This window comes from Marinobacter psychrophilus (assembly GCF_001043175.1).
In the GTDB taxonomy this organism is placed as follows: Bacteria; Pseudomonadota; Gammaproteobacteria; order Pseudomonadales; family Oleiphilaceae; genus Marinobacter; species Marinobacter psychrophilus.
The window spans coordinates 560,177-580,521 of the sequence record NZ_CP011494.1 but is presented as its reverse complement, the minus strand read 5'-3'; the positions used below and the strand labels follow the sequence as shown (position 1 = coordinate 580,521).

Below are 20,345 nucleotides of genomic sequence, written 5' to 3'. Positions count from 1 at the left end.
TCAGGGAAGCCTTGGAAACTGCACCGGACGATATTACGGTCATACCGCAAACCGCAGCCAGCCTGGCACTGCCGGCAGTTTTGCAGACCGACACAGAGCTTTGGTCTTTTGCCCTATCATGCTGGCAAAAACCGGGCGTTGCGTCTGCCTGCCTGTCATTGCAACAACAAGGCTGGAGTGTGACCCGCATTCTATGTGCGGCTTGGCAAGCAAATCAGCACAGAACTTACTCCGGGCTAGAGGCTGTTACGGTAACAGAGTGGCGCAACCGTGTAACCGTGGCACTGCGTGACATAAAAAGAGCACTGCCGAAAGAGTCCGGAAGTTGTTATAACTTGCGCGCAGGCGTGGCCCGCTTGGAACTTGAAGCCGAGCGTGTCGAACTCGCTCTGGCGTGGCAAACGCTGAACACTCAAACAGAAGAGCCGGCGATGCAAGATCGCAACATTTTGATCATCGGCAATCTGACAGCAGCGGCGCCTTGTGCAGACAGCGCACGAGCAGCTGCCTCAGATATTCATCAACTGGCATCTGTTTTGACTTTTTCGCGCCCCGGAGCGCAATCAACATGATGATTAAATGGCTGGTACGGCTAGCCTTTCCTGCTTTGGGCGTATTGTTATTGCTCATTATTTTTGGTTTGGGAACGCCCGAGCAAGTAACACAGCCATTGGCTCAAGAAAAAAAATCGACAGAAATTCCCGCCTTCGAAACTCTGGTTCCAGAATCAGTGGTGATAGATTCACCCGACATTATTTTCAAGTGGCGAGATACCAATGGCAACTGGCATTATGCTGACCAGCCACCGCCCCGGGGGCCCTGGAACACCTTGGCCATAGAACGGCCGAACCCACTACGTGGCACGGCTGGCAACGCAGAGTCTGAAGTTGACTGGCAGGCACCGTATAAAGCGCCATTCAACATGGGCGTGGGTGCTTCAGGAAGTTAGTAAGTGCCTCATGACGTTAGTCGGTGCTTCGGGCAATTAAGTGAGTGGCCGTTTGGCCATTAACAGATATTCAGTGGCGTAAAGCCGATGTTATAGGTACCTTCTCGCCAGCATTATATCGGATACCCTCAATCAGCCGGCGCCGGCCAAGCCTGGCCGTTGCGATTTATTTATTAATATAAAGGATGGATTCATGAAGAAAACGCTGTTTGCACTGACGATTGCCGGCCTTGTTGCGGGCTGCTCTTCCGCTCAAGAAGCACCTAATGACCCCACGCTGGAATCCAACAGCGAAAAAGTCAGTTACGGCATGGGCTTAGTAATGGGTGAGCGCATGGGTAACGACCTGCCAGACCTGCAGATGGAACAGTTTCTGCAGGGCATTCAGCACGGCAACAGCAGCGATCAGGCACAGCGCCGGATGACCCAGGAAGAAATTCAAGAAGCGCTAATGGCTTACCAGCAGAAACTGCAGGAAGATCAGTCCAAGCAAATGGGGGAAATGGCGCAGAAAAATGTGGATGCGGGAAACGCTTTTCTGGCTGAAAATGCCAAGCGCGAGGGCGTAGCAACCACCGATTCCGGCTTGCAGTACGAAGTGCTCGAAGCCGGTAATGGCCCACAACCAAGCGCCGGCGAAACGGTAACAGTCCACTACACGGGCGAGTTGTTGAATGGCGAGGTGTTTGACAGCTCCCGCGAGCGCGGTGAACCTGTTTCATTCCGCCTAGACCAGGTCATTCCCGGCTGGACAGAGGGCTTGCAGCTGATGAACGAAGGCGCGCGTTACAAACTCTATATCCCATCAGACCTAGCATATGGCCCGGGCGGCAATCGCGCGATTGGTCCCAATGAAACATTGGTTTTTGACGTGGAACTGATAGCGGTTAACCCGGACAGCGCCCAGTAACGGCTTGTTGCAGTTAACCATTAGCATCTGGGCGGCGCCAAAAGCATGCCGCCCAAGTTTACCAACAGCTCTCAGGCTGGCTCTACTTTGTCTGCGTTGGCGGTGTGGAGATGAGCAATCAGAAGATCTTCCAGTTCAAAACGACTAGCCAGGATTTCACCCACTCGCGATAACTCCGTAAACAACGCCTGCATTTCCGACTCGGAGAGTTCGCGACCATCTATCTTGTCATTGAAATCCAGAATCACTTGGGTGGTTTCGGTAATACGCGGATACACCTTTGCGACCAGTCCCAAGCCCTCGTCGTCGTTAAATTCTCGCGCCTCACGCACCAGTTGCTCGTAGATTTCAAAGTGCCCGGCGGAAACGTAATCCATCAACATTTCACACAGCAGAATCAGTTTTGGTCTTAGGCTCTCGGTCTGGGAATAGTCGTTTTCGGCAGACAGCTCACAGTAGCGCACCAAGACATCTTGACGCTCCTTAAGCCAACGGTCGATCAGATCACTGACCCCGCCCCACCGTTCACGGGCATTTCGACAATGCTCCAACATAACGCCTGTACTCCACTTGGTGTTCTATCTGGCTAATACCTTCTGAACGTGCAGATAAGTCTATGCAAGTTACCCTATGGCAGTGACCAGCCGCAACCGTTTGTGGCTGCGATCTTACCAGGGCCGCTTTGGCGCGGGGCGCAAACACAGATAAAGACCGACCAGCACCACGCAAACAAAAAACAGCGCGCTCCACCCCGGAATGCTCAGGCCCAGAAAACGCCAGACCACCGCCGCACAGTCACCGGTCCCGCGAACTGCGGTCGCCAGTACTTCCGACCAAGGCAGCACCTCCAGCATGTAATCCACCGATGGACCGCAAGCCGGCACTTGGTCCGCAGGCAAGCTTTGCAGCCAGAGCTGGCGGCTGGCCAACCCCAACCCCGTGCCCGCAGCCAGCGCCAGAAAAAAACCGTATATCCGTGTAGCGATCGTCCCCGGGCCATGTAGCCACGCCAACAGGCTGACCAACCCGGCTGCCATGAAGGCAAACCGCTGTAACCAGCACAAAGGACAAGGCTCCAGCCCCATCACATGTTCCATATAAAATGCCACCGCAAGCAGTGCGGTACACACCAAAAAAATAACGGCAAACAGGATCCTGCTGGTCAAAAGATCACCTCGAAAATAGGAATGGGACTGCATCTGTGCTACCAGCCTGTTACTGTAATAATTGTTGTGAAACTATCGCGGTTATCAGAGTTGTCAGGGTTATGAATGTATTGAAAAAAATGATGCCAAAAATCTTCATCGCTCTTTTTCTGACGGCGCTAGCAGTTGTCGCCTACGGTGAAGAGCCTGACGAACCGGCTGAACCAGCAAAACCAACCGTTACCGATTATATATCACTGGAGCCCGCGTTTGTGACCCACATAGGGCCGCCAGGCAGCAAGCTTTCCTATCTGAAAGCCAGTGTTAGCTTGCGCGCCAACGCCAGCACCGCTCGCCCCGCCGTAGAAGCTCACATGCCCCGCATACGCCATGAGCTGATACTGCTGTTTGGCGAGCAAAACGATGTTGATGCGCTTACCCTGCCAGGCACTCAGCAAACACTGGCAACAGAAGCCACCTCCCGCATCAATCAGGTCCTGGAAAGCCAGCACACCGGTGAAGCCGTTAGCGGCGTGCTGTTTACCGAGTTTGTGGTGCAGAAGTGACCGACACTCTGATACTCAGCTTTGCTGATACTGATTCAGGTAGTCGGCAAAGCTTAGAGTATCCGCAGCTTCAATCTGCTGCTGCTGTTGCAAGGACTCAAGGCTAAACGCTGTATATTGCTGCTGCACGGCATCTGACAACGGCTGCGCGAGCAAGCTGTGCTTATGCTTAAGGGACATGTCCAGCGCCCAGTCGCGGTGGCCCAAGCCACTACTGACCATTGCATCCAAGACCTGCTGCGATGGCAAACACCAGCTGCCCTCCAACTTGTGCCGCTGCTCCGCCAGAGCCCGCACGTAGGTGGCGTCGCCATTCCAACCGTCGAGCTGTTCCGCCAGTGGCTGCAACGAATCCAGAAGTTCAAGCGCCGTCTCTCCGGCGTTAACACTGCGATTACCCAGCTGCAACGCCAAGTCGCGTCCGCGTCCGCGCGCTACAACATCTTTGAAATTGTTATCCAACCGGGCACACTCATCGTCACCAATCCGCGGACTGTCCTGTAACAGACAGTCCAACAAGAATAGGTCAAGGAAGTCCACTTGCGGCGCGGTAATACCCACGGCGGCAAACGGGTCCAGATCCAGACACCGCACCTCGATGTATTCCACCCCGCGGCTCATCAACGCGTGTATGGGCTTTTCACCACTGGCAACGGTGCGCTTCGGCCGTAAGGCACTGTAATACTCGTTTTCAATCTGCAGCACGCTGGTATTAAGCTGAATATATTCACCGTCGCGATTTATACCCATTTTTTCGTAGGGCGGCCAGGGCGTGTGAATGGCTCGTTCCAAAGTGCGGGTATAGGTTTTTAGCTCGTTAAAACAGATGTTCAAAGACGCCTGGGCATTGTTGTGGTAACCCAAATCGCCCATGCGCAGCGAGCTGGCCTGCTCACCAAAAAAAGTATTTGCATTAAAGCTGCTGAGGTTGTGCCTTACGTTGGCAACAAAACTCTGGTCCAGCGCTGGTGAAGCGCCAAATAGTAGCATTAACAACCAGCTACGGCGGCGGAAATTACGAATCAACCAGAAGTACTGCTCAGATTTGAAATCTTGCAGGCTCAGCTCGCTGTCGCCCACAGCCTGTTGCCACTGCTGCCAAAACCCTTCGGGTAACGACACGTTGTAATGGGTACCGGCGATACTTTGCATCATTCGCCCGTAGCGCACCGCCAAGCCTTGGCGATACACGTGTTTCATCTTACCCACATTGGAACTGCCGTAGTTGGCGATGGGAATACTGCTGTCGCCATCCAGACCACAGGGCATACTGGCGGCCCAGAATACTTCGTCGCCCAAGTTCTGCTGCACAAATTGATGGGTGTGGCCCAGCGCTTCAAGCATGCCGGCGGTGGTGTCATACACCGGCGTAATCAACTCCAGCAGAGATTCCGAATAATCGGTGGTAATGCGCGGGTGGGTCAACGCCGAACCCAGAGCGTGCGGGTGCGGGGTTTGTGCAATGAAGCCGCTGGCATCGGCACGCAAACCTTCTTTTTCAACACCTTTACGAAAGCCCTGCCATTCGCTGGCGGCAAACTGCTTAAATATGTGATGGCGTGATTGAGCCATGAAAAACTCCTGCTGCAACCGCTGTGGTTGCCAAGTAAAGTTGCCAAGTAAATTAACGGGCGCGCTTGTTGGCCGACGCCATGGCCTGAGCCAGAGCTCCTGCCATGGCGCCTTGACCCTGACCCTGACCCTGATTCTGACTCGCAGCCGGCGCCGGTTTTTGCACGCTAGCCGCATTGTTGCGATTTGGGCTTGGTTTTTTGTCACCACGGGGCCGTTCAGCCGGCTGCTGGCCAGGTTGATCACTCATGCGCATGGTCAAAGCGATGCGCTTACGCGGAATATCCACCTCCATCACCTTCACTTTTACAATGTCGCCAGCTTTCACCACTTCCCGCGGGTCTTTTATAAAACGGTCTGCCAACGCCGATATATGGACCAGGCCGTCCTGGTGCACGCCAATATCCACGAAGGCGCCAAAATTGGTAACGTTGGTGACCGACCCTTCGAGCACCATTCCCGGCTCCAGATCTTTCAGGGTTTCTACGCCTTCTTCAAAGCTGGCGAAGCGGAATTCCGGCCGTGGGTCGCGCCCCGGCTTTTCCAACTCAGCAAAGATGTCTTTGACCGTGGGCAAGCCAAACTGCTCGGTCACATAATCCTGCGGGTTCAGACTGCGCAAAAACGCCGCATCACCCACCAGGTTATTAACATCCCGGTGATTTTTAGCGGCGATGGTTTCCACCACGCGATAAGCTTCCGGGTGCACCGAAGACCGATCTAGCGGATTGTCACCATCGCTGATGCGCAAAAAGCCCGCCGCCTGTTCGAAGCTGCGGGCCCCCAAACGCGGCACTTTCATCAGCTGCTTGCGATTACGGAATTGGCCGTTCTGGCTGCGATAATCCACGATATTCTGGGCAATGGTGGGGTTTAAGCCAGATACACGGGTTAACAGCGGCACCGACGCGGTGTTCAGATCGACTCCTACGCCGTTTACACAGTCTTCTACGACTGCATTCAGGCTGCGCGATAGCTGTACCTGCGATACGTCGTGCTGATATTGGCCCACACCAATAGATTTTGGCTCAATTTTAACCAATTCCGCCAACGGGTCCTGCAAACGCCGGGCAATGGATACCGCACCGCGAATGGTGACATCCAGGTCCGGCAACTCCCGCGAGGCGAATTCCGACGCTGAATAAATAGACGCACCCGATTCGCTGACCACAATGCGCGCCAATTTCAGTTCCGGGTAGCGCTTGCACAGATCGACCACCAGTTTATCGGTTTCCCGCGAGGCAGTGCCATTGCCAATAGCCACCAACTCGATGTTGTACTGGCGACACCATTTGCGCAATTGCTCTATCGACGCTTCCCACTGGTTTCGTGGGGCGTGGGGAAATATTGCCCCGTGGTCCACCACCTGCCCTATGCCGTCAATTACGGCCACTTTCACGCCGCTACGCAGGCCGGGATCCAGGCCCAGGGTGGCTCGGGGCCCGGCCGGAGCAAGCAACAACAAATCTTTGAGGTTATCCGCAAATACCTGAATAGCCTCGGTTTCAGCGGCCTCTCGGATCTGGCCTATCAGGTCAGTTTCGAGCTGGCCAGACAGCTTTACCCGCCAAGTCCAGCGCACCACTTCGGCCAGCCACTTGTCGGCCGCCCGGCTCTGGTCGCGGACATTCCAGTGGGCGGCAATGTAAGATTCCGCCGGGTGCGGCTGGCGACGATCGTCGCTGTTTTCTCCAACGGCAATGGTGTAGCTCAGAATGCCCTCGTTGCGGCCACGTAGAATAGCCAGAGCGCGGTGTGACGGCACTTTTTTTAACGCTTCGCTGTAGTCAAAGTAATCACGGAATTTGGCACCTTCGTCCTCTTTGCCAGCAATAACGGTGACTTTCAGCTGGCCTTGCTGCCAGATGAAACCGCGCAGCTGGCCCAGAAGCTCAGCGTCTTCTGCAAAGCGCTCCATCAGGATGGCACGGGCGCCTTCCAAGGCTAACTTGCTGTCAGCCACATCGGCGCTCACGAATTGCGTTGCCAAAACCTCTGGCACGTGTGTTGGGTCGTTATAAAGGCCATCGGCCAGTGGTTCAAGACCGGCCTCACGGGCAATCTGGGCTTTGGTACGGCGTTTGGGTTTGTAAGGCAGGTAGAGATCTTCCAGACGGTTCTTGGTGTCTGCACCGTTAATGCTGGCTTTCAACAGATCGGTCAATTTGCCCTGTTCGTCAATACTGGCAAAAATGGTGGCGCGGCGGTCTTCCAGTTCGCGCAGATAGCGCAGGCGCTCTTCCAGGGCTCGCAACTGGATGTCGTCAAGCGCGCCGGTCAGCTCTTTGCGATAGCGGGCAATAAAAGGCACGGTCGCACCGCCGTTTAACAGCTCAACAGTGGCGTTAACCTGCTCTTCACGTACACCAAGCTCATTCGCAATGCGTCGGGAAATACTGTTCATGCTACCTCTACTAATCACGTTCGCTAACAAACAAGGTGGCAAAGGTACAGCGGCACAGGATTACAGGCAAGCAGACTGTCTCTGATTACGAAGGAACGGTACCAACTTGCCCCAAGGCATCGGCCGGGCAAAATAGTAACCCTGTACGTGGTCGCAGTTCAGTAGCCGTAAAAACTCCATCTGTGCGTAGGTTTCCACGCCCTCTGCTACTACGTTCATATCAAGGCTATGAGCCAAGCTGATAATAGCTCGAATAATGTGTTCGGAATCGACAGATTCGCCCAACCCCTGGACAAAAGATTTGTCGATTTTTACCAGGGCAATGGGGAAATGTTGAAGATTACTGAGCGATGAAAAGCCGGTGCCAAAGTCATCCAGAGCGAAGTTGACCCCCAGTTCGTTTAGCTCCCGCAGGCATTGCCGGGCGTAGTCTGGGTCGTGCATCATCGCGCTTTCGGTAAGCTCCAATTCGAGCAAACTGGTATCGATATTCGCGTTATAAATAATTCGAAAAATAGTCTCGGTCATCTTGCGGTCGTGAAACTGGCGAAATGACAGATTCACCGCCAGCACCAGCTCCGCAAAACCTAGATCGGCCAATTCACGCAGCCGCTGGCAGGCCTGATCAATCACCCAGTAGCCGATAGGAACGATCAGCCCGCTGCGCTCAGCCAACGGAATAAATTCATCCGGCATAACCATGCCAAGGCGCGGGTGGTTCCAGCGCAGCAGACACTCCACGCCGCGAACGTCGCCGGTGGCCAGCTCTACCCTGGGCTGGTAGTAAAGTTCCAGATCACCGGCGCGCAGAGCCGTGCGTAAATCTGCTTCCATCTCCAGTTGCTTGCCAGCTGAAATGTGAAACTGCTGATCGTAAAAGCGAAAGCTGGTGCCGTCGTCCTGCTTGGCCTCAAACATGGCCCGGTTGGCTTGGCGCAGCAAATTCTCCGCATCGTTACCTGCTTCAGGATAGGTGGCCACACCAATGCTTGCGTTGACGTTGACCGGGCACCCGTCCAGAACAATAACGTCTTCCATCACTAAATCAATCTTGCGAACCACACGGCTGATGTCCGCAAGATCTTCCACGTGCTCGATGATAATGGCCAACTCGTCCCCGCCAATACGCAGTATGGAGTCCGAGCACCGCAGAACCTGGCGAATGCCCGCAACCAACTTTAGCATAAGCTCATCGCCCTGATGATAACCAAAGATTTCATTAATGCTGCGGAATTTATCGATGTTCAGATGCAACAGTGCCAGACGCTGGCCCAGGCTTTCTGCGTGCTGCAACGCCAGGCGCAAGTTTGAAAAAAACAATTTGCGGTTGATCTGCCCGCCGGAATCAACACCCGCACTTTGGGCCTCAATGGACATCTCGGATTGCACTAACGCCGCTTTTACCGCGCGCCGCAATTGCCAACCGTCCAGCTGTTGGCGGCATAAATAATCTGCGGCTCCCTCCGCAGTCATAGTTGCACTCTGGCTTGCCGGCAGGTCAGCGCCCATAACGACTACGGGCTTATCGCCGCAGGCCTGAACAAGATGAATTAACCAAGCATTCATGTCACCGTTGTGCAGCTGGCAGTCCCATAGCAGCACGTTAAACGGGTTGTCGGCCATAGCACGCTCGAAGCTTGCAGTGTCTGCACACCAGGCAGCACTCATAGCCAAGTCATCGATGGCCACTAGCAAGCTATTTATCCACAGGAAATCGCGATAATCCGGAGTTAGCACCAACAGGCGAATGCGAGGCTGATCAAAAAAAACGAGAGGCGATACCATCTATGGATCCATGCGTTTGTAAGATTCTCTTCACCAATGCGCAGTCATTCAAGCCATACACTTCACTAACAATAGCTGACTTTTCGGTAGGGTGCCGATTACCCAGGTGCTGTAGAATAATCACAATATTAATGCACTTTGCAACTAGGCTGCTGTGACGCCGTGACGAAACTCAATAAAAGACAAAGCGAAGCCGTGCGCTATGCAGACGGCCCCATGCTGGTACTGGCTGGTGCCGGCAGCGGTAAAACCAGCGTCATTACCCGCAAAATTGCGTTTCTTATTGAACAGCTGGGCATTCCTGGTCGGCACATTGCGGCCGTGACCTTCACCAACAAAGCCGCACGAGAGATGAAAGAGCGTGTTGGCCGCATCATCGATCGAAAGCTAACCCGTGGATTAACCGTTTCCACCTTTCATAACCTGGGTCTGAACATAATCCGTGAGGAGCATGACCACCTGGGCTATCACCCCGGATTTTCCATTTTTGATGCTGAAGACGCCAAAGCTCTAATACAGGATTTAATGCTGACCCATGGTAGCACCGACGCTGGTGATGAACTGAACCCGGTACAGATGACCATCTCTTCTTGGAAAAACGCCATGCGTGCACCTGCCGAAGCACTGAGCAAGGCTGCAGACGAGCGTGAACAGAGAATCGCTATTATTTATGGTTACTATAATGAGTACCTGAAAGCATACAACGCCGTTGACTTTGATGACCTGATCCTGCTGCCAGTGATGCTGTTTCGCCAACACCCGGACGTGCTGGCGAAATGGCAGCGTAAGATTCGTTACATGCTGGTGGATGAGTACCAAGACACCAATGTGTGCCAATACGAGCTTGTGAAGCTTTTGGTGGCTGGGCGCGCCGCTTTTACCGTAGTGGGTGATGATGACCAGTCCATTTACGCCTGGCGCGGAGCGCGACCGGAGAACCTGGCACAACTGGAACAGGATTTCCCCAGTCTGAAAGTGGTTAAGCTGGAGCAGAATTACCGCTCAACAAGCCGCATACTGCGTGCCGCCAACAGGGTGATTGCCAATAACCCACACGCCTTTGAAAAAGTGCTGTGGAGCGATCACGCCATTGGCGAAGAAATCCGCATTATCCGTTGCCGCAATGAAGAAGCAGAAACCGAGCGTGTAGCCACCGAAATACTCGATCAGAAGTTGAAGCAGGGCCTGGGATTCAAAGATTTTGCGGTGCTTTACCGGGGCAACCATCAGGCCCGACTACTGGAAGTGAAGCTACAGGCCTATCAAATTCCTTATCGCATCTCCGGCGGTCAATCGTTTTTTGCCAAAAGTGAGATCAAAGACGCCATGGCGTATTTGCGCTTGCTGATCAATCCCACTGACGACGCCGCATTTTTACGGGTGGTTAACGTGCCCCGCCGTGAGATTGGCCCACGCACACTCGAGCAATTGAGCCACTACGCCCGCGCTCGCAACGTCAGCCTGTTCAAGGCGTTGGGCGATATGGGCGCGCAAAGCCACGTGACAGACAAGGGTTTGGAGCGCCTGCGGCGCTTCGCTCACTGGGTAGACGCTACCTGCAAAAGGTTACACAGCGATGACCCTGTGCAGGTCATTAAGCAGCTGTTTACCGATATAGAGTACGAGGAATGGCTGCACCAGCATTCGGGCTCTCCCAAACAGGCGCAGCGGCGCATGGAGAACATCTGGTATCTGGTAGATTCCATCCAGCGCATGCTTGACGATGGCAAAGGCACCGCGGACGAAATTGGCGTAGAAGACGCCGTTACCAAGCTGATCCTGCGGGACATGATGGAACAGCGCGAAGAAGAAGACGACAGCGACAAAGTTCAGCTGCTAACTCTGCACGCCTCCAAAGGCCTGGAGTTTCCCCATGTGTTCATCATCGGCCTGGAAGAGGAAATTTTGCCGCACCGGATGAGCATTGAAGAAGAAAACATCGAGGAAGAACGGCGGCTGATGTACGTGGGTATTACCCGGGCGCGGGAAACACTGACCCTAACTTATGCCGCGTCTCGCCGGCAATACGGCGAAAAAATGGAGACCATTCCAAGCCGTTTTCTAGACGAACTGCCCGAGGATGATGTGCGCTGGTTGGGTTTGGGGGAAGCAGACGTAGAAGTAAATCAAAAGAAGGGAAAAGCAACGCTCAGCGCCCTGCTAGGAGACTTGGGCGCCTGAAACCGGGCAGTCCGCAATGGCGAACAACCCAGTTTTGCGCAGTGTTACTTGCTCTCTGCCACTAAATATTCAACAGCGGCTGCAATTTCTTCATCCGGGCAGCTGGCACAGCCACCTTTAGCTGGCATGGCGTTATAGCCATTGATAGCGTGGGAGATCAGCGTATCTAAGCCCTGCTCGACACGCGGCGCCCAGGAACTGGCATCACCAATCACCGGCGCACCGGCTGCACCCGTGGTGTGGCATGCCAGACAAACGGCACCATAAACCTCAGAGCCAGAGCGAGGGCCAGCACTGACTGCAACCGTTGGAGCTGCGGCTGCGCCACAATCGTCGCCCTGCAAGCAGATACTGCCTACCGGCTGGATACGGGACAAAATTTCGTCCTCAAAATTTGCCATAGCGGCGCCGGCTGTTAGACCAAAACCAAGCAGAACAGCGACCAGAATTCTCTTCATCTTCACAATGCACCTCGCATTCAAGCGTTATAATAATAAGTCGCCGCATTATAGCGGCTGTACCTTGGCAAAAAAACCAACACGCAGACTGATACATCAATTTCAGCATCATTTGTTGCCATTTGGCAAATCACAAGACCTGTCGCACCGTTATGGTTACCATACGCTCTCGGCCCGTTTATCGCTCAGGAATTCGTCATGAAAGATCCCGGTCACTCTTCCAACCGCTTACGCAAGCCGCTCTTAATTCTAGAGTTTACTGCGCTAGCTACACTATTGGGCTCTATGCTCTGGTTTGGTTCCAGTACGCCGCCGGGGGAAGTTCTGGCGCCCGCCTGGTTGCTGATACCGGCTGTGGCCAGCCTGCTGGTTTTCACCAGTTTTATTGGCTTGATGTACCTGCGTTGGGTAGTTGCCGCCGGCGCAGAGCGGCAAAATCGCCATAAACTGATTTTCGCATTAATGGCATTGACCATGTCCAGCGTGTGGTTATACGGCATAGCAAATACCTGGATCAGCCTGAACGCCCCGTAAAACATCACCATTTACACGCCGTTTTTCTTCCGTTAAGGGTCAAAGAGACATTACCACCATGCTATTCACACCTGCGTTAACAATTATCCGGCAGCGACGCCACGTGTTGGCAACGGCAATATCCGCCGCATTGTACACTTTGGCCTGGGCGCCTGCGGCCGGTGCCCAAACCGATGCTGAGCCCATGGCGGGTCAGCCTCTGTCCGCCCAAGACTGCGCACTGATTCGCGATGGATTGCAGCGCCTGGCCTGTTTCGATGAGGTTTACCAGCCTGATCTAGCCCGCGACAACGCCAGCACCGAGCAACGGCAGCGGATAGAAAGCGCTACCGAAGCACTACCGCCAAGCAAGCGGAACATAAAAGGAGGACTGAATAGCCCCGGGGCAGACGACGAAACCGCCGTAATGTCGTCGATTCTGGACCGCTACCTGGAAGCAGAAGAGGCCCTGTTTTCGTTCTCTGGCAGTTTTATTCGCCACCGCCCAAACTATATTTTGCCAGTCACCTGGTCCGACCACCCAAATCAGGCACCTACGAGTCCGCGCCTGGGCGTAACCGGCTACGATTACGACCTTAAGCAGGAAGAAGCCAAGTACCAGATCAGCTTCAAAGTTCCGCTATTCACCGGCCTTATGGATAAACGCGCTACCCTTTGGTTCGGCTACACCCAGAAGTCTTTCTGGCAGCTTTACAATCAGGATGAGTCCGCGCCGTTTCGTGAAACCAACTACGAGCCTGAACTATTCCTGCGCTACCAACCCGACTGGAACATTGGGCCAGGCCGCCTGGATACGTTGTATGTGGGCATTAACCACCAGTCAAACGGTCAGGCCGAGCCGCGCTCGCGCAGTTGGAACCGCATTGTTGGCATGGGAACTTACACTTACAAGCGCTGGCTGTTCATGGTTCAACCCTGGATACGCTTGCCAGAGGGCAGCACCGACGACAACAACGATATTGAAAGCTATCTGGGCCATGGCAGTTACCACGCAGTTTACAAGCTGACGGAAGACCGCACCTTCTCGCTGAAACTGCTGAACAACCTGCGCATCTCAGACAACAGAACCTCGGTGGAGTTTGGCTATAGCTTCCCCATCGGCGAGGCCATCAAAGGCTTCGTGCATTATTACAACGGTTACGGCGAGAGCCTAATTGACTACAACGAGCGCATTCAGAGGATCGGCGTGGGAATTATGCTGAACGACTGGCTTTAATCGTTAGCGCAGCGCCAAGGCTGGAAGCCTCAAGAAGCAAAAAGCCCTCCAGATTTGATCGTCTGGCAGGGCCTTGGCACTGATTACAAAGAACAAGCCACCATCACGTTTACAGAGCGTTCAAACGCTCCATTTCCACCAGCAGCTCGTCGGTTTTCTCTCGCATCAACGGTATATCGCCACGGGACTCCACATTCAGCCTTACCACCGGTTCGGTGTTGGACATGCGCAGGTTAAAGCGCCAATCATCGTATTCCACACTCACGCCGTCGACGTGGCTCACGCTTTTTGCATCAGCGCCGTATTTTGCTTCGATGGCAGCAATGACGGTAGCGGGGTCTGCGATCGTGCGGTTAATCTCGCCGCTGGCCGGGTAGGCTTCAATACGGGCATCAATCAACGATGACAGCGTACAACCAGCCTGGCACAAGCGCTCGGCCACGAGCAGCCATGGAATCATCCCGCTGTCGCAATAAGCAAAATCCCGGAAATAATGGTGGGCACTCATTTCACCGCCGTACACCGCATCTTCATCGCGCATACGCTGCTTGATGAACGCATGGCCAGTTTTGCTTTCGACGGCAACTCCGCCAGCAGCGGCAACCAGATCCAACGTGTTCCAGATCAGACGCGGATCGTGAATCACCTTACCCGGGCCGGTCTTGCGCAGAAACTGATCGGCCAGCAGACCAACAATGTAATAGCCTTCAATAAAGCGGCCATTTTCATCAAAGAAAAAACAGCGATCGTAATCACCGTCCCAGGCGATGCCCATAGCAGCGCCACTGGCTTTTACCGCATCTGCGGTGGCTGCGCGATTTTCTTCCAGTATGGGGTTGGGAACACCGTTGGGAAAGTGGCCGTCTGGGTTGTGGTGTACTTTCAAAAACTCGAACGGCAGGTGCACCTCAAGCTCATCAATCACCAGCCCGGCACCGCCGTTACCAGCATTGACGACCAATTTCAGCGGTTTCAGATCTGCACCGTTGATATAGCCCAGAAGGTGATCGATATAGGCGCTCATGGTTTCCAGGGTTTGGTAACGGCCCTGATCGTGGGCATCCGCAAACGGTTCCAAAACGCGGTCGCGGATGTCGTTCAGGCCATTGTCTGAACTGATCGGCCGCGATTCTGGCCCCACCATTTTCATGCCATTGTGGTCACGGGGGTTATGGCTGGCGGTTACCATAATGCCGCCATCCATGTCGTAATGGCTGGTGGCAAAGTACACCATTTCGGTACCGCACAGGCCAATGTCGTACACGTCTGCACCCGCGGCCATTAAACCCGAGCACAATGCCTCGCTGATCTCGCGGCTGGACAAGCGAATGTCATAGCCGACAATGATTTTTTTCGCGCCGGTTACTTCCACATAGGCACGGCCAATATGCTCCGCCAGCTTAGGGTTCAGCTGGTCTGGAACACGGCCACGAAGGTCATACGCTTTAAAGCAGGACAGATCCATTGTCGACATTTACTCCGCTGCGGCAGACTGTAACTGGATGTAGTTTTGAATGCCCATCTGACTGATCATTTCCAGCTGGGTTTCCAGCCAGTCGATGTGCTCTTCTTCACTGTCCAGAATGCTACGGAACAACTCGCGGCTGGTGTAGTCCTGAACAGACTCGCAGTAAACGATGGCATCTTTCAGATCTTTATGAGCAAGGTGTTCGATTTTCAGATCGCTTTCGATCATTTCCTGAACGTGCTCACCAATCATCAGCTTGTTCAGATCTTGCAGGTTCGGCAGGCCGTCCAGAAACAGGATGCGTTCGATCAGCTGATCGGCGTGTTTCATTTCGTCAATAGACTCTTCGTACTCTTTAGCGGCAAGCTTGGCGATGCCCCAGTCTTTGTACATGCGTGAGTGCAAAAAATACTGATTGATGGCCGTCAGCTCGTTGCCTAACACTTTGTTTAAAAAATGAATAACCTGTTTATCGCCTTTCATAGCGCTTCCCCTAAAGATTTTAATCACGTTAGGTAAGAATAGCGCGTTATGACAAAAATTAAACTCGCTGGAATAATAAACTTGGCCGGGCAATCAAACCGGGTGGGCCAACATACCCGCCAGAGCCATATAACCCGGAGAGCTGTAATCGCGGAGGATTTCGCGGGCGGTCGGTGCACAGCGGCCGCACTGCGTGCCCACGCCCAACTCTTCACCCAACTGGCGCATGGACGTTACGCCGTTGTCCGCTGCGGCACGGATATCACGATCGGTTACGCCGTGGCAAAGGCAGACATACATAGGGCTCTCACTTACGCAATTGAATGTTAGTGATAATTATTAACATTCCGATCTTAAAGTTCAAGCCCTTTAGAGATTAATTTTCAGTCAATCTGCTCAAGTTTCGCGCACCCGTCTCGGTAACCAGCACGTTATCTTCCAGACGCACACCTCCGCAGCCCTTCAGCTCACCCAGTATCGCGATGTTGATATGCTGCGCCAATGGTCCTTGTAGCAAGGGTTCCAGCAGCGAAGGGATAAAATACAGACCTGGTTCGATGGTCAGTACCATGCCAGCTTCCAACGTTCGTGTCAGGCGTAAAAACGGCGCTTCCGCTGGCGACGGTACGGGTTTCCCAGCCACATCGTGCACCTGTATACCCAGAAAATGGCCGATGCCGTGGGGGAAAAACACCCGGGTGATACCCTGCTCTACCATGGCTTCATCGCTGATACCGCTGACCAGCCCACTGGCACTGAGCAGCACAGCGACACCGGAGTGAGCCTTGCGGTGAATAGCCAGATACTCAACACCCGGTGCAACCATATTGCACAAGTGTTCGCGCAACAGGTCCATACCTTTTACCAGTGCTGCGAACCGGCCTTCGCCCGCGGCCGCGTAGGTACGCGTAATATCTGAGCAATAACCGCGGTAGCGCACACCTGCATCCATCAAAAGGCTGCGGGACTGCGCCGGTGCCGTGGTGTCGTAATACTGGTAATGAAGAGTACCAGCGTGTTCGTTCAAGCCGATAATACTGTGATAAGGCGCCTCTGTTTCACGCTGCAAGGTCGCCTGCTGATACGCCAGGTTGATCTTAAATTCGCTGTCGCCATCGGCGAACGCAGCGGCGGCAGCCTGGTGACCTGCCAGGGCAATATTATTGGCACGTGTCAAGCAGGCCACTTCATAGTCGGTTTTGTGCATGCGGGTTTCATCCAGAGCCACCGTCAACGCCACCGGATTATGATCACCCGGCACGCCCGCAAGCAGGGCTGGATCGCCCAAAACGGCCAGCCCTTCACCCTGACCAGTCCCGGCCGGCAATGGCGGCAGAGCCCGGTTGGCAGTGTAGCGAATGTCCATAGCCTGCTGCCAGGGTTCGCTTGGCAGCTGTAAAGTCGCGTGCCAGAAATCCACCGGCTGATACAGCCACAGCAGCGGCGTTGTATCTGCCTGAATCAGCAGCCAGGCATGCTCGTAACCGGTCAGGCCGGTCCAGTGCAGGAACGGGCCAAAGCCCTGGAAAGGCGCGCCCTGGTCGTCGCCGTAGCGCGCGGGTGTTGCGCCGGCGCTGATCAACAGAGCGCTATAGCCATGGTCCGCAAGCGCTCGCTGGTAGCGCTGCTGCAACTCGGCAATGTGGTCAGGTTGCAAGGCCAGAATTTGGTTATCGGTCATATTGAGCTTCCAATGTATTCCAGAGTGTATTGAATTCCTGGCTACGGGGTTGGCTCAGGCGCAGCAATCGAATTTCCAGTTTTACGTCCCAGCGCTCATCGCCGGCGCGCACCAGGCTTCCAGATTCTTCGCTTTTTTGTGCCATGCGCTGGGGCAGCCAGCCCATGCCAAAGCCCTTCTCTACCAAGGCTTTCACGCTGGCCGACTGGGCGTTTTCATTCAGCGGCAACAGATTGGCAGTGGTCTTCTGCCGCGCCAGATGGGTGGTAATGGCGGGCTGTAAAAAACCCCGAGGGTGGTAAGCAATCAGCGGCACCGGCTGCGCAGCGCTGCCAGGCAGAGCAAAACGCGGGGCGCCCTGTTCGTCGCCAACGCTCAACGGTATCAGCGCCTCCTTTGACAGGGTCAGGGAGCGGTAGGCGCCGCTGTTGAGCCGCTCACGCCAGGGCAGATCCTCATGCCAGTAGCACAGCACCAGATCGCAGTCGCCGTTGTCGAGCGCATCCAGAAATTGCTCGCCTATCCAGTTGGTGGCCTTCAGGTTCAGTTGCAGTCGCTCGGCTACCCCGGCCTGTTGCGCCCAGGTCTGATAAAAGTGGGAGAACAGGCCCTGGGTAGAACCCACACTGATGCGGGCACTGGCATCGGATTCAAGGTGTTTTACCCGCTCGTGGGTGTCGCGAACATCGCGGGTGACCCGCGCGCACAACTCGGCGAAAACCTCACCCGCAGGAGTCAGCGACAGTGGCAACGTCTGGCGGTTAACCAAGGTTGCACCCATGGCGTCTTCCAGCAGGCGAATACGCCGGCTGAAGGTGGGCTGGCTGACGTGTTGAAGCTCAGCCGCACGAGAAAAATGGCGGGTGCGGGCCAGCGCCATAAAATCTTCCATCCAGCGTACTTCCATTACCCCCCCACGGCTTCGCGAACCATTGGCTTTACATCAAAGACGCCATAATAACGCATCGGCTACTGGGTGTTCACAAACGGCCTTCTTCGACCCCGTGGCAGGCCACTTGACCACCGTCATCTGTGGCAAACAATTCCGGGATTTCCTGGCGGCAACGATCATTAGCGTAGGGGCAACGGCCATGGAATACGCAGCCCGACGGCAAATTGACCGGCGTAGGCACTTCGCCCTGCAGGCGAATGTAATTGGGCCGACCGTCTTCCAGCCGCGGTATCGCAGACAGCAATGCCTGGGTGTACGGATGCCGCGGGGTGGCAAACAACGCCTTGGTAGGCGCCAGTTCACAGACCCGGCCCAGATACATCACCGCCACACGGGTGCCAAAGTGCTCCACCACTGCCAAATCGTGGGTAATAAACAGATAGGTCAGATTGCGCGATTCCTGGGCGTCCATCATCAAATTCAGCACTTGCGCCTGAATAGACACATCCAGCGCCGAAATGGGCTCATCCGCCACAATAAACTCCGGGTCTACCGCCAAGGCGCGGGCTATGGCAATACGCTGGCGTTGGCCGCCGGAGAACTCATGGCCGAAGCGGCTGCCCCAATCCGGATCAATACCCACCGATTGCATTACCTCCTGTACCTTATTAAGCACGTCGGCTTTGCTCCACTCGGGGTGGTGAAAGTGAATGGGTTCTTCCAGAGTTTGCTGAATGGTCATCCGCGGGTTCAGCGAGGCGTAAGGGTTCTGGAAAATCATCTGCATTTTACGGCGGTACGGCAGCAGCGCTTTGCCTTCCAGCGTGTCGATGCGCTTGCCTTCATAGTGCACTTCACCAGCGGTGGGCGACAGCAAGCCCATAATAGTGCGAGCAACCGTAGACTTGCCGCAGCCAGACTCGCCTACAACGCACAAGGCTTCACCTTTGAACACCTGCAGGTCCACACCGTTGATGGCGTGCACCGCTTCCTGTTTGCGCTGAAAGCGTCCGTTTTTGAAGCTGACCTGCTCCAGAAAGCTACCAGACAGGTCGAATTTCTTTTCCAGTCCGCGAATATCAACCAACGGCGAGGCGCTCATGGGGTCACCTCCCGGGCTTGCTGTTCTTGTGCAATCAAACGTTCCACCTCATAGCAGGCCACATCTACATTACCGGTCCGCACATACTCGGGCATGGTGCTGCGGCACTCATCGGTCGCGAATGAGCAGCGCGGGTTGAACGGGCACCCGCTGGGTACATTCTTCAACGACGGCATGGCACCGGGAATCTGAAACAGCCGCGCACCGGGCTCGCCCATTTGCGGCAGTGCGTTTATCAGCCCCTGAGTGTAAGGATGCTGGGCATCGTTGATAATTTCGCGGGTCGGCCCCTGCTCGATGATACGGCCGGAGTACATCACCAGCATGCGCTGGGACACCTGGGACACCACGCCCAAGTCATGGGTAATCAGCATCAGCGCAACGTTTTCCTGTTCGCACAGATCCAGCAGCAGAGCCATAATTTCCGCTTGAATGGTCACATCCAGAGCGGTAGTGGGTTCGTCGGCAATAATAATTTCAGGGTCTAGCAGCAAGGCGATGGCAATAATCACCCGCTGGCGCATACCGCCAGACAGCTCATGGGGATATTGGTCCAGGCGCTTCTCGGGGGACGGAATCTGCACCTTACGCAGCTTGTCTACGGCAATGGCCCGCGCGTCTTTGGTGCTGATCCGGCGGTGGGCCTTTATGGCTTCCACCATCTGGGTACCAATGGTCAGCACCGGATTCAGGGTCATCATCGGGTCCTGAAAAATCATGGCGATGCGATTGCCGCGGATTTTCCGCAGTTCACGCTCACTCATGGCCGCTAGGTCTTTGCCTTCAAACAGAATCTGCCCGCCGGCAATGTAGCCCGGCTGTGCGATTAGATTGAGAATGGAAAATGCCGCCACGGATTTACCCGCGCCAGATTCGCCCACCAGGCCCAGCCGTTCACCTTTGTCCAGCGAAAAGCTGATGCCCCGCAGGGCTGTCAAATCGCCACCTCGCACGGCAAAGCGAACATCCAGATTTTTTACTTCCAGCAATGCCATCGAA

20 protein-coding genes are annotated in these 20,345 nt (G+C 54.7%); 7 read left to right on the top strand and 13 right to left on the bottom strand.

What is annotated here, in order from left to right:
* Nucleotides 1–11 precede the first annotated feature (11 nt).
* The 3 genes from ABA45_RS02535 (at nt 12) to ABA45_RS02525 (ending at nt 1,859) form a co-directional block, all read left to right on the top strand.
* Nucleotides 12–572: a TIGR02444 family protein gene (locus ABA45_RS02535; RefSeq protein WP_048384210.1), complete on the top strand. Its 561-nt coding sequence runs from the start codon at nt 12–14 to the stop codon at nt 570–572.
* On the top strand, nt 569–949 hold the full coding sequence (locus ABA45_RS02530) for a DUF4124 domain-containing protein (protein ID WP_048384209.1): 381 nt from the start codon (nt 569–571) through the stop codon (nt 947–949). Before ABA45_RS02535 ends, ABA45_RS02530 begins: the two co-directional genes overlap by 4 nt.
* Nucleotides 950–1,142: 193 nt before the next feature.
* Nucleotides 1,143–1,859, top strand: coding sequence for an FKBP-type peptidyl-prolyl cis-trans isomerase (locus tag ABA45_RS02525; RefSeq protein WP_048384208.1), 717 nt, complete (start codon nt 1,143–1,145; stop codon nt 1,857–1,859).
* A gap of 71 nt (nt 1,860–1,930) precedes the next feature.
* Here the strand turns inward: ABA45_RS02525 and rsd are convergent, their stop codons facing one another.
* Both rsd and ABA45_RS02515 read right to left on the bottom strand, forming a co-directional pair.
* The gene (gene rsd, locus ABA45_RS02520) at nt 1,931–2,413 is read right to left on the bottom strand and encodes a sigma D regulator (protein WP_048384207.1); all 483 of its coding nucleotides are present in this window, start codon (nt 2,411–2,413) and stop codon (nt 1,931–1,933) included.
* 114 nt (nt 2,414–2,527) lie between these two features.
* On the bottom strand, nt 2,528–3,058 hold the full coding sequence (locus tag ABA45_RS02515) for a disulfide bond formation protein B (protein WP_048384206.1): 531 nt from the start codon (nt 3,056–3,058) through the stop codon (nt 2,528–2,530).
* 68 nt (nt 3,059–3,126) lie between these two features.
* On the opposite strand from ABA45_RS02515, the gene ABA45_RS02510 reads away from it, so the two are divergent.
* Nucleotides 3,127–3,570, top strand: a complete 444-nt coding sequence (locus ABA45_RS02510; RefSeq protein WP_048384205.1) for a flagellar basal body-associated FliL family protein — start codon at nt 3,127–3,129, stop codon at nt 3,568–3,570.
* Between the two features lie 15 nt (nt 3,571–3,585).
* On the opposite strand, the gene gshA is transcribed toward ABA45_RS02510, so the two are convergent.
* Genes gshA through ABA45_RS02495 form a run of 3 tightly spaced genes read right to left on the bottom strand, consistent with a single transcriptional unit; the run spans nt 3,586 to nt 9,331 of the window.
* The gene (gshA, locus tag ABA45_RS02505) at nt 3,586–5,142 is read right to left on the bottom strand and encodes a glutamate--cysteine ligase (protein WP_048384204.1); all 1,557 of its coding nucleotides are present in this window, start codon (nt 5,140–5,142) and stop codon (nt 3,586–3,588) included.
* 52 nt (nt 5,143–5,194) lie between these two features.
* Nucleotides 5,195–7,546 carry a Tex family protein gene (locus tag ABA45_RS02500; protein ID WP_048384203.1) on the bottom strand — a complete coding sequence of 784 codons (2,352 nt, stop codon included), beginning with the start codon at nt 7,544–7,546 and terminating at the stop codon, nt 5,195–5,197.
* A 60-nt stretch (nt 7,547–7,606) separates the two neighbouring features.
* The gene (locus ABA45_RS02495) at nt 7,607–9,331 is read right to left on the bottom strand and encodes a putative bifunctional diguanylate cyclase/phosphodiesterase (protein WP_048384202.1); all 1,725 of its coding nucleotides are present in this window, start codon (nt 9,329–9,331) and stop codon (nt 7,607–7,609) included.
* Nucleotides 9,332–9,493: 162 nt separating this feature from the next.
* On the opposite strand from ABA45_RS02495, the gene rep reads away from it, so the two are divergent.
* Entirely contained in the window at nt 9,494–11,512 is a 2,019-nt protein-coding gene (gene rep, locus ABA45_RS02490; protein ID WP_048388609.1) for a DNA helicase Rep, read from the top strand.
* Between the two features lie 44 nt (nt 11,513–11,556).
* Here the strand turns inward: rep and ABA45_RS02485 are convergent, their stop codons facing one another.
* Nucleotides 11,557–11,970: a c-type cytochrome gene (locus ABA45_RS02485; protein WP_014869791.1), complete on the bottom strand. Its 414-nt coding sequence runs from the start codon at nt 11,968–11,970 to the stop codon at nt 11,557–11,559.
* A 198-nt stretch (nt 11,971–12,168) separates the two neighbouring features.
* On the opposite strand from ABA45_RS02485, the gene ABA45_RS02480 reads away from it, so the two are divergent.
* Entirely contained in the window at nt 12,169–12,504 is a 336-nt protein-coding gene (locus tag ABA45_RS02480; RefSeq protein ID WP_048384201.1) for a hypothetical protein, read from the top strand.
* 58 nt (nt 12,505–12,562) lie between these two features.
* Nucleotides 12,563–13,720, top strand: coding sequence for a phospholipase A (locus ABA45_RS02475; RefSeq protein ID WP_048384200.1), 1,158 nt, complete (start codon nt 12,563–12,565; stop codon nt 13,718–13,720).
* A gap of 109 nt (nt 13,721–13,829) precedes the next feature.
* On the opposite strand, the gene ABA45_RS02470 is transcribed toward ABA45_RS02475, so the two are convergent.
* The 7 genes from ABA45_RS02470 to ABA45_RS02440 form a co-directional block, all read right to left on the bottom strand.
* Nucleotides 13,830–15,185, bottom strand: a complete 1,356-nt coding sequence (locus ABA45_RS02470) for a phosphohexomutase domain-containing protein (RefSeq protein WP_048384199.1) — start codon at nt 15,183–15,185, stop codon at nt 13,830–13,832.
* Nucleotides 15,186–15,194: 9 nt separating this feature from the next.
* Nucleotides 15,195–15,671, bottom strand: a complete 477-nt coding sequence (gene bfr, locus ABA45_RS02465) for a bacterioferritin (protein WP_048384198.1) — start codon at nt 15,669–15,671, stop codon at nt 15,195–15,197.
* A gap of 93 nt (nt 15,672–15,764) precedes the next feature.
* A complete protein-coding gene (locus ABA45_RS02460) occupies nt 15,765–15,971 on the bottom strand; it encodes a bacterioferritin-associated ferredoxin (protein ID WP_048384197.1) in 207 nt (68 codons plus the stop codon).
* Nucleotides 15,972–16,047: 76 nt separating this feature from the next.
* A complete protein-coding gene (pepQ, locus tag ABA45_RS02455; RefSeq protein WP_048384196.1) occupies nt 16,048–17,352 on the bottom strand; it encodes a Xaa-Pro dipeptidase in 1,305 nt (434 codons plus the stop codon).
* Nucleotides 17,342–18,259 carry a LysR family transcriptional regulator gene (locus ABA45_RS02450; RefSeq protein WP_198147045.1) on the bottom strand — a complete coding sequence of 306 codons (918 nt, stop codon included), beginning with the start codon at nt 18,257–18,259 and terminating at the stop codon, nt 17,342–17,344. Before ABA45_RS02450 ends, pepQ begins: the two co-directional genes overlap by 11 nt.
* 73 nt (nt 18,260–18,332) lie before the next feature.
* Nucleotides 18,333–19,346 carry an ABC transporter ATP-binding protein gene (locus tag ABA45_RS02445; protein WP_048384194.1) on the bottom strand — a complete coding sequence of 338 codons (1,014 nt, stop codon included), beginning with the start codon at nt 19,344–19,346 and terminating at the stop codon, nt 18,333–18,335.
* A complete protein-coding gene (locus ABA45_RS02440) occupies nt 19,343–20,341 on the bottom strand; it encodes an ABC transporter ATP-binding protein (protein WP_048384193.1) in 999 nt (332 codons plus the stop codon). Before ABA45_RS02440 ends, ABA45_RS02445 begins: the two co-directional genes overlap by 4 nt.
* Between the last annotated feature and the right edge of the window lie 4 nt (nt 20,342–20,345).